Raw genomic sequence first — 13,679 nt, 5'->3', positions numbered from 1 at the left:
AGGCCACACAAGGAACATAATAGCACAAATCGCGAACGCAGGCAATAGCTATTGACGTTCCTCTTCCCACTCTTTCAGCCATTGTTTTTGCTTGTCAGTAAGCGGGTAATCGGCAAGCAAGTCCGGGCGGCGCAAAAATGTCCGGCGCAGCGATTCCTTCTCGCGCCATTCGGCGATCCGCTGATGGTTTCCGGACAGCAGCACATCCGGGACTTTCAGGCCGCGAAAATCGGCTGGCCTCGTGTATTGCGGGTACTCGAGCAGCCCGGAGCTGAACGAGTCATCGACGGGCGATGCCTCGTTGCCAAGCACGCCTGGAAGGAGGCGGACCACGCTGTCGACAATCACCATCGCGCCAAGCTCCCCGCCGGTCAAAATGTAGTCGCCGATCGAAATTTCATCGGTGGCCAAATATTGACGGATGCGTTCATCATACCCTTCGTAATGGCCGCAAATAAGCACCAAATGCTCTGCTTTCGCCAACTCCTCGGCTTTTTTTTGCGTGTAGCGCTCTCCTTGCGGACAAAGCAAAATGATGCGGGCGCCGGGCGATCCGGCGGTGACGTGCTCGACGGCATCAAAAATCGGCTGCGGCTTGAGCACCATGCCGGCGCCGCCGCCATATGGATAATCATCGACCGTTTTGTGCTTGTTGTCGGCAAATTCGCGGAAATCAACGAGGTGAATGGCGACGGCTCCTTTTTCTTGCGCTTTCTTGAGAATGGATTCATTCAGCACGCCGGAAAACATGCCAGGAAACAGCGTCAAAATGTCGATCCGCATCACGCAAGCAGCCCTTCCATCGGCCGAATGACGATCGTTTTTTGCTCCGGATCGACATGGATGACCACCTCTTCAATATACGGAATGAGCACGTCTGAACCGTCCTCACGGCGGACGACCCACACGTCGTTCGCCCCCGGCGTCAAAATTTCCGTGACGGCACCGATCGTCTCTCCGCCTTCTGTCACGACGGTGCATCCGATGATCTCATGAAAATAATACTCGCCCTCATCGAGCTCGCCCAGCTGGCTTTCTGGCACTTTCAGCATCGCGCCTTTGAACGGTTCGACCTCGTTAATGCTGTCATAGCCTTCAAACGACAAGAGGTCAAACGATTTGTGGACGCGATGGCTTTTCACCGTCACTTCTATCGGCTCGTCGTCTCGTTCGCGGAAAATATACAGCTTGTTTCCTTTCTTGTATCGCTTCTCCGGAAAATCGGTGCGCGAAATGACGCGCACTTCGCCGCGGATGCCGTGCGTGTTGACGATTTTGCCGACGTTAAACCACCGTTCCATCCCCTTCATCCTTTCCTAGCGAATCTCTTTGACGACGCCGTCTTCAATGATGATGGCGCGCGCCTTCGTCACCTCTTCCCATCGGTCGCCGACGTTCACCTCGATGAGCGCCTCGACGTCCCGCTCTTTTAACTCGCTCCCTAACGGTAGGATGCTCAATTGCTCCAATTGGAACTCAAGCAGCTTGATTTTCTCGATGCGCTCATCGATTTCCTTGGCGAAATAGTGCTTGACTAAAGCGGGCGGGTGCTTCCCGCTTTTTTCCACCCGTTTTTGTTCAAAGCGAAGCTGGTCGCATTCGCGTTCAAGCTGTTGCTTGCGCTGAAGAAACGAGGCGGCAAGCGTCTGTTTGCTGCGCTCGGTGACCACTTGTCGCACTTCGACCGTTTGAATGAGCTTCATCGTCCCCCTCCTTTTCGGCATCAAACCATGCCTTCGCCGACCGCATCCAGCTTTGGCCTGACGATATCAAAAAAGGGAGAGGAACTTCCTCACCCTTTGTCCTTCACCTGCACGATCACCCGCTTGGACGCCCCGGCGGCAGCGGCGGCGACCACGGTACGGATCGCTTGGATCGTCCGCCCGTGTTTGCCGATCACTTTGCCGATGTCATCGTCATGCACCGACAGTTCACAAAGCAACGCCGCCTCGCCTTCGCGGCACTCAACCGCCACGGCTTCCGGATGATCGACAAGCGCCTTGACGATCGTTTCAATGAGCGGTTTCATATCCATCCCGCTTATTTTCCGTATTTTAAGTGATGGAACTTCTCCAAAATGCCTTGCTTCGACAGCAAGCTGCGCACCGTGTCCGACGGTTTGGCGCCGTTTTGCAGCCATTTGAGCGCCAGTTCTTCGTCGATGTTGATTTGCGCCGGCTCAGCGACCGGGTCGTACGTGCCGATCGTTTCAATGAAACGGCCGTCGCGCGGTGAACGCGAGTCCGCTACCACGATGCGGTAAAACGGTTTTTTCTTTGCACCCATGCGTTTTAAACGAATTTTTACTGCCATAGTTTGTACGCACCTCCGTATAGTGTTCACACAAGATAGTATATTAACAATTCTTCTTCCGTTTGTAAAGGTTTTTCGCTTAACAGATCTGGATTTACATAAAGGGAAAACGGAAACCTTTCTTTTTTCCTTTCGGGACGTTTGTCATCATTTTCATCATTTTTTTCATCTCGTCAAACTGCTTGAGCAGCCGATTCACTTCTTGCACCGTCGTGCCGCTCCCTTTGGCGATCCGCTTTTTCCGGCTGCCGTTGATGATTTCCGGATGCATTTTCTCTTCCTTGGTCATCGAACGAATGATCGCCTCAACGCGGGCAATTTGCTTTTCATCGACTTGAATGTTGGCGAGCCCTTTGATTTTATTGGCACCCGGCAACATTTTAATCAGCTCGTCAAGCGGTCCGAGTTTGCGCACTTGGCCAAGCTGGTCCAAAAAGTCGTCGAGGGTGAACGTGGCGGTGCGCATTTTTTGCTCGAGCTCTTTCGCCTTCTCCTCATCGACGGCGGCCTGCGCCTTTTCAATCAGCGTCAACACATCGCCCATGCCTAAAATGCGCGACGCCATTCGCTCCGGATGGAACGGCTCGAACGCGTCCAGCTTTTCGCCCATCCCGGCAAACTTGATCGGCGCCCCGGTGACGGCGCGGATCGACAGCGCGGCTCCTCCGCGCGTATCGCCATCGAGCTTCGTCAAAATCACGCCGGTGATGCCGAGCTGTTCGTGAAAGCTTTGCGCGACGTTGACGGCGTCTTGCCCGGTCATAGCGTCGACGACGAGGAAAATTTCATCCGGCTTGACGGCCTCTTTCATTTGTCTGAGCTCATCCATCAGCCCTTCATCAATGTGAAGGCGTCCGGCGGTGTCAATGAGCACATAATCGCAATGCTCCGCCTTCGCCTGCTCAAGCGCCCGCTTGGCGATCTCAACCGGGTTTTCGTGCTCGCCTAACGAAAAGACAGGCACACTGAGCTGTTTGCCAAGCGTCTCGAGCTGCTTGATCGCCGCCGGCCGGTAGACGTCGGCAGCTACCAAAAGCGGCTTGCGGTTATGTCGCTTGCGCAGCCAGTTGGCGAGCTTCCCGGTCGTCGTCGTCTTCCCCGCCCCTTGCAATCCGACCATCATGACAACCGTCGGCGGCTTTTTGGCGACAGCGATTTGGCTTTGTTCGCCGCCCATTACCGCCGTCAATTCTTCCTTGACAATTTTGATGACTTGCTGGCCCGGCGTCAAACTTTTCATTACTTCCTGCCCGACCGCCCGCTCGCTCACTTGTTTGATGAAATCTTTCACCACTTTAAAGTTGACATCGGCTTCCAAAAGCGCGAGGCGCACTTCGCGCATCATTTCTTTCACATCGGCTTCGGTGACTTTTCCTTTGCCGCGGATGCGGCTCATCACCTGCTGCAAACGTTCAGACAACCCTTCAAACGCCATGGCGGTCTCCCTCCCTAGTCGAGTTCGTCAAGCTCATCGACGAGCGCCGCCAATTGGGCGTCAGCGCCGTAATGCCGGTCGATGTAGTCTCTCAGCCGCTCGATCGCTTGCTGCCGCCGTTCGTACTTGCGCAGCAACCCGAGCTTTTCTTCATACTGTTCCAGCATCGCTTCCGTGCGCCGGATGTTGTCGTACACCGCCTGGCGGCTCACTTGATACTGCTCAGCAATTTCTCCGAGGGAGTAGTCGTCCAAGTAGTACAGCGCCATATAATTGCGCTGTTTCGGCGTCAGCAGCGCTTGGTAAAAATCGTATAAATAGTTCATGCGCATCGTTTTTTCCAGCACCGGACTCTCCCTCCCTCATTGTTAAGTAAAATACCTTTACAACCATGTAGTGTACTGTTTTTTTCTCCGCGTGTCAAGCGCAGGAAAGCGCCCGCCTTCGCTTTTCCGGTTATCTAGTTTTCAGAGCGGGGCCGTGTCCGTGAACGTCGTTGCGTCCGTTTACGAGTCGAGCCAATCGGCAAACAGTCCATACACGTATTGTTCGGGATCGAACACTTGCAAATCGTCCATCTTCTCGCCGAGGCCGACGAGTTTCACCGGGATGGCCATCTCGTTGCGAATGGCAAGCACGATGCCGCCTTTCGCCGTGCCGTCAAGCTTCGTCAACACGATGCCGGTCACATCGGTCGCTTCTTTAAACAGCTTGGCTTGGCTCATCGCGTTTTGCCCGGTCGTCGCATCCAACACAAGCAATACTTCATGCGGAGCGCCCGGAATTTCGCGGCTGATGACGCGTTTCACTTTTTCGAGCTCTTTCATTAAATTCACTTTGTTTTGCAGCCGCCCGGCCGTGTCGCATAACAATACGTCAACGCCGCGCGCTTTCGCCGCTTGAATCGCATCATACATGACCGCCGCTGGATCGGAGCCGGCCGCCTGCTTAATGACGTCGACCCCAACGCGCTCGCCCCACGCTTCGAGCTGCTCGATCGCCCCGGCGCGGAACGTGTCGCCAGCTGCCAACAAGACGGATTTCCCTTCCGATTTCAGCTTATGGGCGAGCTTGCCGATCGTTGTCGTTTTGCCGACGCCGTTGACACCGACGAACAAAATGACCGTCAGCCCGCCTTCTTGTATATTCAAAGCGGAAAGTTCTTTGTCATCGGCGCCGGCGCGGTAAATGTCAACGAGCTTTTCGGCGATGACGTCGCGCATTTGCGCTGGATCTTGAATGTTGCGACGCTTCACTTCCATTTTCAATTCGTCGACCAGTTCCATGACGGTCGCCACGCCGACATCGGCAGCGATCAAAATTTCCTCGAGTTCCTCAAAAAATTCTTCATCCACTTTCCGGTAGCGGGCGATGAGATCGTTCACCTTCCCGGCAAACGACGTTCTCGTTTTCGACAGCCCTTCTTTGAATTTTTCGGTGACCGTATCCGCTTGTTTCGTCCATTTTTCCTTCAACTTTTGAAAAAAGCCCATGGAGACTCCTCCCTTCCGTTATGACTGCACGAGCTGCTTCGAATCTTCAAGGCGGACGGAAACGAGCTTCGAGACGCCCGATTCCTGCATGGTGACCCCATACAATACGTCAGCCTCTTCCATCGTTCCTTTCCGGTGGGTGATGACAATAAATTGCGTATCGCGGCTGAATCGCTTCAAATACTGGGCATAGCGCTGCACGTTCGCCTCATCGAGCGCCGCCTCCACTTCATCAAGGACGCAAAACGGCACCGGCCGCACCTTTAAAATCGAAAACAAAAGCGCGATCGCCGTCAGTGCCCGCTCCCCGCCCGAAAGCAAGCTCAAATGCTGGAGCTTTTTCCCGGGCGGCTGGGCGACGATGTCGACTCCCGTCTCGAGCAGATCGCTCGGATCGGTCAGACGCAAATCAGCGCGCCCGCCGCCGAACAGTTCGCGAAACACCTCGCCAAAATGGGCGCGGATTTGTTCAAACGTTGAGAAAAACCGTTTTTTCATTTCCTCGTCCATTTCTTCGATGACTTGGTGAAGCGTCGCCTTCGCTTCCTCGAGATCCGCTTTTTGCTCGCTCAAAAAGCGATGGCGCTCGGAAACGCGCTCATACTCGTCGATCGCTCCCAAGTTGACGGTACCGAGCTCTTCGATGGCGCGTTTGATGAGCTTCACCCGCTTGCGCGCTTCATCGGCGCTGATCTCAAGCGTATGCCGAGAGCGAGCGGCTTCCAGCGACAGCCCGTACTCTTCGCCGAGGCGGGCGAGCAAATTGGCCAGCTCCACGTCAAGCCGATTCAGCTTCACTTCCTCATCTTTGACGACTTCGATGAGCTGCTTATGACGCCGCTTCGCTTCTTTCCATTCTCGTTCCAAATGCTCAAGCCGGCGTTGGCAGTCAAGCCGCTGTTCACGGCGGCTGGCGATCAGCTCGACCGTTTTTTGCTTGTCCTCGAGCTTTTGCCGCCGCAGCTGCTCCAGTTCTTCCTCGTTCCATTCCGGCGCTTCCATGTCGGCGCGCAAAGAAGCGCGTTCGCGCTCCGCCTGTTGCAGTCCGCGCTCGGTTTCCACAAGCTCCGCCTCGATCTCTTCCGCTTTCCGGCGCGCGTGCTTGACGCGCTCTTTCGTTTCCGCCAGCGCGATTTTTTTCTCGGTGATCGCCGCCTGAAGCGCTTCTTTCGTCGTTTGCTCGGTCTGTTTCTGCGCCTGCAACCGCTCAATTTCTTCCTCAATCGCCCGCAACTTCCCGTTCAGCTGCTCAAGCTCGCGGTCTAAGCCGGCCAAACGGTCGGTGAGCGCCGCCATTTCTTGTTCATCGCCGGCCTTTTCTTGATCATAAAAAGCGAGCTGCTCATCGATTCGCTTTTTCTGCCATTCGAGCTCGCGCTGCTTCTCTTTTTCTTGTTGCAGCGCCTGTTCGAGCGCAGCGAGCTCCGCTTTGAGCGCCGCCGCTTCGCCTTCCCATTGTTCGCATTCGCGCTGCTTTGCGGTCACGTCGCGCTCCAAGCGGGCGATGACATCGTCCATTTCCCGCAGCTTGGCGGCAAGCGCCTCCAGCTCGCGATTTCGTCCGAGCAACGAGGCGGCTTTTTTTCCCGTCCCGCCGCCGGTCATCGCCCCGCCCGGGCTGACGACATCACCGTCGAGCGTCACGAGCCGGTACCGGTAGTGAAGCAGTCGCGCCAATTCGTTCGCCCCTTTTAAATCGGCCGTCACGATCACATGACCGAGCAAATGGGCGATCGCCGCCTCAAAGGCGCGATCGTACGAAATGAGCTCGCTGGCGATGCCGACAAACGCCGGATGGCCGCTGATCGCTGCCCGCTCCCGTTCAGAAAGGGAGCGCGGTTGGATGACATCGAGCGGCAAAAACGTCGCCCGTCCATAACCGTTTGTTTTCAAAAATTGAATGGCTTGCCGCGCCGCTTGTTCATTCTCGACAACGATGTGCTGCATCGCGCCGCCGAGCGCCGTTTCGATCGCCGTTTCATAACGGTCGGGAACGCGGATGAGTTCCACGACCGCCCCGCGGATGCCCGAAAGCCGCCCGCGCGCCTTGAGCACTTCTTTCACTCCTTGAAGAAAGCCGGCGTACTCTTGCTGCATTTCCTCAAGCCACTGCCGGCGCGCTTTCGTCTGCTGCCGGTATTGGCGCGCCTGTTGAAGCGAGGCGTTTTTCTGTTCGATCTCCGCCCGCCGTTCCTTGAGAGCCGCCTCAAGGGCAAGAAGTCTGCTGCTTGCCGCGGCCATCGCATGCTGGAGGCGGGATTGCTCCGCCATTACCGCCGCTCGCTGCCGCTCGAGCTCATCGCGCTCCTTGACGTAGTGGCGGTTCCCTTCCTCTGCTGCCGATCGTTTCGCGCGGAGCTTCTCGAGAGCTTGCTCGACATGCAGACGTTCGTTTTTCAATGCCGCCTGTTCATGGACGAGATCGATGTAATCGCTCTTGCGCCGCTCCATCTCTTCTTCGATGTCCATGTCTTGGGCAGCTAGAGCCGCCTGCTGTTCGCCCAACTCCTTCTCGAGCGCGGCAGCGGACGATTCGAGCTGGGCAAGGGCGGCTTTTTCCTCCCGGAGTTGCTCCGTCAAACGGCGCCGCTTGGCCGTCAAAGCGGCCGACGTTTCCTCGAGCTGGCCGATGCGCTGAGCCGCATGTTTTTTCCGCTCTTTCAACACTTCCTTCCGCCCCTCGAGCTTTTCGAGCTCTTCGCTCGCCAACAGCAAGACTTGTTGAAGACCGTCAACCGACTCGTCAATGGCGGCTATTTGATCGCGCAGCTGCTCCATGTGAGCCTCCATTTTTTGTAGTTCTGCCGCCACTCTCCCCTCTTCCTGTTGATGCTCGCTGAGCGCCTCGTTCCACTCGCTCCATTGCCGATGCAGCTGCTCGATGTCATGCACCATGAGCGCCACTTCAAAGCGTTCAAGCTCATCCCGTTTTTCCAAATATTCTTTGGCGACCGAAGCTTGCATGCGAAGCGGTTCAAGCTGTTGCGTCAGCTCATGCAAAATGTCGTTGACGCGATGCAAATTGTCTTGCGTTTCCGCCAGCTTCGTTTCGGCCTTTTTTTTACGCCATTTATATTTCAACACCCCGGCTGCTTCTTCAAAAATCGTGCGCCGTTCCTCCGGCTTGCTGCTTAAAATTTCTTCGACCCGGCCTTGGCCGATGATCGAAAACGCCTCCTTGCCGAGCCCCGAATCGAGAAACAAATCGACGATATCCTTCAACCGGCACGGTTGGCGATTGATGAAAAACTCGCTTTCCCCGGAGCGATAGACGCGCCGGGTCACACTCACTTCCTGATACTCGAGCGGCAAAAAGCCGTCTTCATTGTCAAGGGTGATCGTGACTTCAGCGACGTTCAGCGGCTTGCGCGATTCGCTGCCGGCAAAAATGACGTCCTCCATCTTGGCGCCGCGCAGCGATTTCGCCGACTGTTCGCCGAGCACCCAACGAATGGCATCGGTAATGTTGCTTTTGCCGCTCCCGTTCGGACCGACGACCGCCGTCACGCCGGGGACGAATTCGATCGATACGCGGTCGGCGAACGATTTAAAGCCGATTACATCCAATCGTTTGAGGAACATGGTCTGATGCCTCACCATCTTTCCGCTTATCATATCGTCCGCCACGTTCACAGTGGCGAACCGGGATGTTCGATTCTTTCATCCTCGTTATCAATATACCATATCGCAAAAGAAAAAACGCCGGCTGAAAAAAAGACTGACGGAACATCGCCAGCCTTTCACTGCCTGTCGGCGGCCCGCAGCGCCTCAAGCGCCATTTGCGCCGCATGCTGCTCGGCTTCTTTTTTCGAGCGGCCGACGCCAACCCCGAGCTCTTGGCCGTTTAACGCGACCCTAGCGACAAACTCTCGATTGTGAGCCGGCCCCTTTTCTTCCAAAATGGCGTATTCAAGCGTTCCGCTGCCATCGCGCTGCACGAGTTCTTGCAGCTGGCTTTTAAAATCCATCACATGAGAAAAAGCACCTTCATCGATTTTCGGGAACATCGTTTGTTCCAAAAAGCGAATGACGGCGTCCATTCCTTGGTCCAAATACAGAGCGCCGATAAACGCCTCAAACACGTCAGCGAGCAGCGCCGGACGCGTCCGCCCGCCGGTCAGCTCTTCACCTTTGCCAAGCAAAACGAGCTCGCCGAACGACAAAGCATTGGCGAATTTGACTAACGACGGCTCGCACACAACGGCGGCCCTCAGTTTCGTTAGCTGTCCTTCACTCATATGGGGAAACTTTTGAAACAAATATTGCGAAACGGTCAATTCGAGCACCGCATCGCCCAAAAACTCGAGCCGTTCGTTATCCTCATGGAACCGCCGCCGATGCTCATTCACATACGATGAATGGGTGAACGCTTGAATCAGCAGTTTTTCGTTTTGAAACGTGATGCCGATTTTTTGTTGCAGCTCTTGAAACTTCGCCCGCCTTTTTTCATGGATGCGCTCTTTTTGTTTTGACATACAACTGCCCTCCGACTTCGTTCCAACCAAAACTGGCCGTATCTCCCTTTTATTATATCCGTTCACCGGCCTGCTACGCGAGCGGGCCGCCCGCCCGATGTTCCCGAAAAAGCAGAGAAAGCCCCGTTCGGAGCAACGGGACTTTGCAAAAAGCAGCATTACAAACGGCTTTTTATGTAGTTCACAGCATCTCCGACTGTGACGATTTTTTCCGCTTCCTCATCGGAAATTTCCATGTTGAACTCGTCTTCTAGCTCCATGACCAATTCGACGATATCCAGCGAGTCGGCGCCCAAGTCATCTTTGAACGATGCCTCAAGCGTCACTTGCGATTCGTCCACGCCCAAGCGGTCGACAATAATTTTCGTTACCCGTTCGAGTACGTCTGCCATTCGCCTTCACCTCCCTTCATGATTATAGTCGATTGGCCGTAAAAATACTAGAGGGCTGATGGCGGAATGCGGCAGCCAAGCGCACCTTCCCCCATCCATGCCCGAACGCGGGCCCGCTGCGGCCGTTCGTTCCCGAGCGGACGGCCCGCGTTTTCCACCGGCGTTTTCCGGTCCGTGCCGATTACGGCATGACCATGCCGCCATCGACGTGAAGCGTCTGGCCGGTCATATAGCCGGCCGCATCCGAGGCGAGAAACGCGACAACGCGGGCGACGTCATCCGGCTCGCCAAAGCGGGCGAGCGGAATTTGGTTTCGCATGGTTTCTTTTTGCTCCGCGCTGAGCGCTTCCGTCATATCGGTCGTGATGAACCCCGGCGCAACGGCGTTGACCGTAATGTGGCGGCTGGCGAGTTCGCGCGCCGCCGTCTTCGTCAGCCCGATGACGCCGGCTTTGGCGGCAACGTAATTCGCCTGCCCCGGGTTGCCGATCACGCCGACGACCGACGCGATGTTGACGATCCGTCCGTAGCGCTGCTTCATCATCGGCCGCGCGACCGCCTTCGTACAAAGAAATACCCCTTTTAAGTTCGTGTTAATCACGGCATCCCATTCTTCTTCCTTCATCCGCATCAATAAGTTGTCGCGCGTAATGCCGGCGTTGTTCACCAAAATGTCGAGGCGGCCGAATGAGTCGAGCGCCGCTTTGACCATGCGTTCCACATCGGCGGCCGAAGCGACGTCCGCCTGCACGGCGAACGCCTCGCGGCCAAGTGAGCGAATCGTTTCGACCACTTCGTTCGCCTTTGCTTCACTGCCGGCATAGTTGACGATGACGTTCGCCCCTTGGCGGGCGAGCTCCAGCGCGACAGCTCGACCGATGCCGCGCGACGCTCCGGTGACGAGGGCGATTTTTCCTTCGAGCATCGTTATTCTCCTTTCAGCGCCGCAACAGCCGCTTCTAGGGAAGCGAGATCGTTCACCGCATAAACGCGGACGTTGCGGTCGATTTTTTTCACGAGGCCGGACAACACGTTCCCTGGGCCGATTTCCACAAACGTGTCGACCCCAAGCGCCAACAGCGTGCGCACCGACTGCTCCCAGCGCACCGGTGAATAGAGTTGGCGCACGAGCAGATCGGCGATGTCTTCTTTCTTCGTCACCGGCTCGGCCGTCACGTTGGCAATGACCGGAATGGCAGCGTCGCGAATGGTTAAGCCCGCCAAGACGGCGTTCAGCTGTTCGGCCGCCGGCTTCATGAGCACAGAATGGAACGGCCCGCTCACCTCAAGCGGAATGACGCGCTTGGCGCCGCGCTCTTTTGCCAGCTGCCCCGCTTTTTCCACCCCGGCTTTCGAACCGGAGATGACGATTTGCCCCGGGCAATTGAAGTTCGCCGGCGCGACCGGATCGCCTTGGGCGGTGATTTCGCTCGTCACCGCCTCGAGCGCCGCGGCATCCATTCCCAAAACGGCCGCCATCGTCCCTTCGCCGGCCGGCACCGCCTCATTCATCAATTCGCCGCGGCGGCGAACGGCATAGACCGCATCGGCGAATGACATCGCCTCGGCGGCAACGAGCGCCGTATATTCGCCCAAGCTATGTCCGGCGACATAATCGGCGCTCAGCCCGGCCGCTTTGACGAGTTCGAGCAAGGCGATGCTCGCGGTCAAAAGCGCCGGCTGGGCGTTGTACGTGAGCGTCAACTCCTCTTGCGGCCCGTTGAACATGAGCGCGGAAAGCGGAAATCCGAGCCGCTCGTCGGCCGCTTCAATGACCGCGCGGGCGCGGGCGTCATGGTCGGCGGCATCTTTTGCCATGCCGACGACCTGTGACCCTTGTCCAGGAAACAAAAAGGCGATCTTCCCCATCGTTATCCCTCCTTGATCAATGCAGCCCGCTCCAGCTCCGCTTTGATGGTGCCGATCACATCATGGGCCACCATGTCACGCGCTTGGCGGACCGCGTGGAAAATAGCGTTCGCATCGGACGAACCGTGCGCTTTAATGAGAGGGGCGTTCAGGCCAAACAGCGCTGCCCCGCCGTATTCGGAGTAGTCCATCATCTTTTTCAGCCCAGCAAGCTTCGGTTTGAGGGCGGCAGCGGCGAGCTTGGCCGCCACGCTGCTTGTCAGCGCCTGCTTGAGCAAGGAAAACAGCGCCATCGCCGTTCCTTCGATCGTTTTTAAAGCGACATTGCCGGAAAAACCGTCAGCGACGACGACATCAGCCGCCCCTTGCAGCAAATCGCGCGCTTCGACGTTGCCGATAAAATGAAGATCGGTTTCTTTCAGCAAAGCAAACGCCCGCTTCATCGTTTCATTCCCTTTTTGGTCTTCGGTGCCGACATTGAGCAAACCGATGCGCGGGTTCGCGATCCCGCGCACTTGCTTGGCGTACACATGCCCCATCAGCGCATATTGCTGCAAATGTTCCGGGCGGGCGTCCACGTTGGCGCCGACATCTAAAAAGACAAACCCTTTTCCGTCCACCGTCGGCAGCGTCGGCGCGAGCGCCGGTCGGTCGATGCCGGCCGCTCGCCCAACGACAAACAACCCGGCGGCCATGAGCGCCCCGGTGTTGCCGGCGGAAATGCCGGCGTCCGCGCGCCCTTCTTTCACTTCCTCGGCCATGCGCACAAGCGACGAACGTTTTTTGCGCCGCACCGCCCGCACCGGCTCATCGGCCGCCTCGATCACTTCATCGGTGTGAATGACCGCGATGCGCTCCTCGCTCGGCAAATGCGGGCGAATTTTCGCTTCATCGCCGATCAACGTGATGCGAATGTCGGGAAAGTGCGCGGCGGCCCTTGCCGCGCCAAGCACGATTTCATGCGGGGCGTGATCTCCCCCCATAGCATCAATCGCGATGTTCATTGCTGTCGCCATCCTTTTTTTCCATGTTTGAACGATACATTTCGAACGTTCCGGAAAACACGAGCTCTTGGCCGACATAGCTGTTTACGTCAACGACCGTGCGCCCGCTTTCCGTTTTTCCGGTCACTTTCGCCTTCGCTACGACCCGCTCGCCTTCTTTCACTTGCCGCACAAAGCGGATCGTCGCTTTTGCCGTCAGCGCCAATTCATCGTGGATGACGGCAACCGCGAGCGAATTCGCTTGAGCGAACAAATGGTGGCCGCGGGCGATGCGGGTGCGCCGAAACACGTGCTCCTCTTTGACATCAAAAATGGAAATCGCGCTCGCATCCGGTTCGATGTCAATGATGTCGCCGATCACTTCCTCAAGCGGCAGCGCCCGCACTTTATCAGCGAACGACTGGCGGGCGACGTGTTTAATCCGCTCGCGCAGCTCGGGAATCGAGAGCTCAAGCCGGTCAAGGCGGATCGTCTGCACGCTGACAGAAAACTTCTCCGCCAGCTCCTCATCGGTCACAAACGGATTTTCGCGGATCGTCTCCTGCAGCAGCCGTTGCCGTTCGCGTTTGCTTTTTCTCATCGCTCGTTACACCGCCCGGATTTATGACTAGGTACTAAAAGTAATATATAATATCAACAACCGGAATGCAAGCAAAAAAAGTGGACCGCGACGACACCGGCAGCTCCCGCTCCGTCGC

The 13,679-nt window shown here is 56.6% G+C and carries 15 protein-coding genes; all 15 read right to left on the bottom strand.

Going from position 1 to position 13,679, the window contains the following annotated elements:
- Nucleotides 1–48 precede the first annotated feature (48 nt).
- The 15 genes from trmD to fapR all read right to left on the bottom strand — a co-directional run bounded on the left by trmD (nt 49) and on the right by fapR (nt 13,561).
- On the bottom strand, nt 49–783 hold the full coding sequence (gene trmD, locus ACTVIM_RS05850; RefSeq protein WP_033022956.1) for a tRNA (guanosine(37)-N1)-methyltransferase TrmD: 735 nt from the start codon (nt 781–783) through the stop codon (nt 49–51).
- The gene (gene rimM / locus ACTVIM_RS05845) at nt 783–1,301 is read right to left on the bottom strand and encodes a ribosome maturation factor RimM (protein ID WP_445613930.1); all 519 of its coding nucleotides are present in this window, start codon (nt 1,299–1,301) and stop codon (nt 783–785) included. Before rimM ends, trmD begins: the two co-directional genes overlap by 1 nt.
- A gap of 15 nt (nt 1,302–1,316) precedes the next feature.
- Nucleotides 1,317–1,703: a YlqD family protein gene (locus ACTVIM_RS05840; protein ID WP_445613929.1), complete on the bottom strand. Its 387-nt coding sequence runs from the start codon at nt 1,701–1,703 to the stop codon at nt 1,317–1,319.
- An 89-nt stretch (nt 1,704–1,792) separates the two neighbouring features.
- Nucleotides 1,793–2,029, bottom strand: a complete 237-nt coding sequence (locus ACTVIM_RS05835) for a KH domain-containing protein (protein WP_033023251.1) — start codon at nt 2,027–2,029, stop codon at nt 1,793–1,795.
- 11 nt (nt 2,030–2,040) lie between these two features.
- Nucleotides 2,041–2,313: a 30S ribosomal protein S16 gene (rpsP, locus tag ACTVIM_RS05830; RefSeq protein WP_033022953.1), complete on the bottom strand. Its 273-nt coding sequence runs from the start codon at nt 2,311–2,313 to the stop codon at nt 2,041–2,043.
- A gap of 94 nt (nt 2,314–2,407) precedes the next feature.
- On the bottom strand, nt 2,408–3,748 hold the full coding sequence (gene ffh, locus ACTVIM_RS05825; RefSeq protein ID WP_445613928.1) for a signal recognition particle protein: 1,341 nt from the start codon (nt 3,746–3,748) through the stop codon (nt 2,408–2,410).
- Between the two features lie 14 nt (nt 3,749–3,762).
- Nucleotides 3,763–4,095 carry a putative DNA-binding protein gene (locus ACTVIM_RS05820; RefSeq protein WP_033022951.1) on the bottom strand — a complete coding sequence of 111 codons (333 nt, stop codon included), beginning with the start codon at nt 4,093–4,095 and terminating at the stop codon, nt 3,763–3,765.
- Nucleotides 4,096–4,254: 159 nt separating this feature from the next.
- Nucleotides 4,255–5,241, bottom strand: coding sequence for a signal recognition particle-docking protein FtsY (ftsY, locus tag ACTVIM_RS05815; RefSeq protein WP_445613927.1), 987 nt, complete (start codon nt 5,239–5,241; stop codon nt 4,255–4,257).
- 18 nt (nt 5,242–5,259) lie between these two features.
- Entirely contained in the window at nt 5,260–8,823 is a 3,564-nt protein-coding gene (gene smc, locus ACTVIM_RS05810) for a chromosome segregation protein SMC (RefSeq protein ID WP_033022946.1), read from the bottom strand.
- A 158-nt stretch (nt 8,824–8,981) separates the two neighbouring features.
- Nucleotides 8,982–9,716 (bottom strand): ribonuclease III, encoded by a 735-nt coding sequence (gene rnc / locus ACTVIM_RS05805; protein WP_033022942.1) that lies wholly within the window; start codon nt 9,714–9,716, stop codon nt 8,982–8,984.
- 158 nt (nt 9,717–9,874) lie between these two features.
- The gene (locus tag ACTVIM_RS05800) at nt 9,875–10,108 is read right to left on the bottom strand and encodes an acyl carrier protein (RefSeq protein ID WP_011230691.1); all 234 of its coding nucleotides are present in this window, start codon (nt 10,106–10,108) and stop codon (nt 9,875–9,877) included.
- Nucleotides 10,109–10,289: 181 nt separating this feature from the next.
- Entirely contained in the window at nt 10,290–11,033 is a 744-nt protein-coding gene (gene fabG, locus ACTVIM_RS05795; protein ID WP_033022939.1) for a 3-oxoacyl-[acyl-carrier-protein] reductase, read from the bottom strand.
- A 2-nt stretch (nt 11,034–11,035) separates the two neighbouring features.
- Complete coding sequence (fabD, locus tag ACTVIM_RS05790; protein ID WP_339232185.1) at nt 11,036–11,977, bottom strand: ACP S-malonyltransferase; 942 nt, start codon at nt 11,975–11,977, stop codon at nt 11,036–11,038.
- Between the two features lie 2 nt (nt 11,978–11,979).
- On the bottom strand, nt 11,980–12,981 hold the full coding sequence (gene plsX / locus ACTVIM_RS05785) for a phosphate acyltransferase PlsX (protein WP_033022933.1): 1,002 nt from the start codon (nt 12,979–12,981) through the stop codon (nt 11,980–11,982).
- The gene (fapR, locus tag ACTVIM_RS05780) at nt 12,965–13,561 is read right to left on the bottom strand and encodes a transcription factor FapR (RefSeq protein ID WP_033022932.1); all 597 of its coding nucleotides are present in this window, start codon (nt 13,559–13,561) and stop codon (nt 12,965–12,967) included. The genes plsX and fapR overlap by 17 nt, the downstream gene beginning before the upstream one ends.
- Between the last annotated feature and the right edge of the window lie 118 nt (nt 13,562–13,679).

It is taken from the genome of Geobacillus sp. YF-1, from assembly GCF_052692335.1.
This window is presented reverse-complemented; position numbering and strand designations above follow the sequence as displayed.

Excerpts from the sequence above, each read along its gene's own strand:
- ftsY (WP_445613927.1), bottom strand. The coding sequence starts at position 5,241 with ATGGGCTTTTTTCAAAAGTTGAAGGAAAAATGGACGAAACAAGCGGAT.
- ACTVIM_RS05840 (WP_445613929.1), bottom strand. The coding sequence starts at position 1,703 with ATGAAGCTCATTCAAACGGTCGAAGTGCGACAAGTGGTCACCGAGCGC.
- fabD (WP_339232185.1), bottom strand. The coding sequence starts at position 11,977 with ATGGGGAAGATCGCCTTTTTGTTTCCTGGACAAGGGTCACAGGTCGTC.
- rnc (WP_033022942.1), bottom strand. The coding sequence starts at position 9,716 with ATGTCAAAACAAAAAGAGCGCATCCATGAAAAAAGGCGGGCGAAGTTT.
- fabG (WP_033022939.1), bottom strand. The coding sequence starts at position 11,033 with ATGCTCGAAGGAAAAATCGCCCTCGTCACCGGAGCGTCGCGCGGCATC.
- rpsP (WP_033022953.1), bottom strand. The coding sequence starts at position 2,313 with ATGGCAGTAAAAATTCGTTTAAAACGCATGGGTGCAAAGAAAAAACCG.
- rimM (WP_445613930.1), bottom strand. The coding sequence starts at position 1,301 with ATGGAACGGTGGTTTAACGTCGGCAAAATCGTCAACACGCACGGCATC.
- fapR (WP_033022932.1), bottom strand. The coding sequence starts at position 13,561 with ATGAGAAAAAGCAAACGCGAACGGCAACGGCTGCTGCAGGAGACGATC.
- ACTVIM_RS05835 (WP_033023251.1), bottom strand. The coding sequence starts at position 2,029 with ATGAAACCGCTCATTGAAACGATCGTCAAGGCGCTTGTCGATCATCCG.
- ACTVIM_RS05800 (WP_011230691.1), bottom strand. The coding sequence starts at position 10,108 with ATGGCAGACGTACTCGAACGGGTAACGAAAATTATTGTCGACCGCTTG.
- trmD (WP_033022956.1), bottom strand. The coding sequence starts at position 783 with ATGCGGATCGACATTTTGACGCTGTTTCCTGGCATGTTTTCCGGCGTG.
- plsX (WP_033022933.1), bottom strand. The coding sequence starts at position 12,981 with ATGAACATCGCGATTGATGCTATGGGGGGAGATCACGCCCCGCATGAA.
- smc (WP_033022946.1), bottom strand. The coding sequence starts at position 8,823 with ATGTTCCTCAAACGATTGGATGTAATCGGCTTTAAATCGTTCGCCGAC.
- ffh (WP_445613928.1), bottom strand. The coding sequence starts at position 3,748 with ATGGCGTTTGAAGGGTTGTCTGAACGTTTGCAGCAGGTGATGAGCCGC.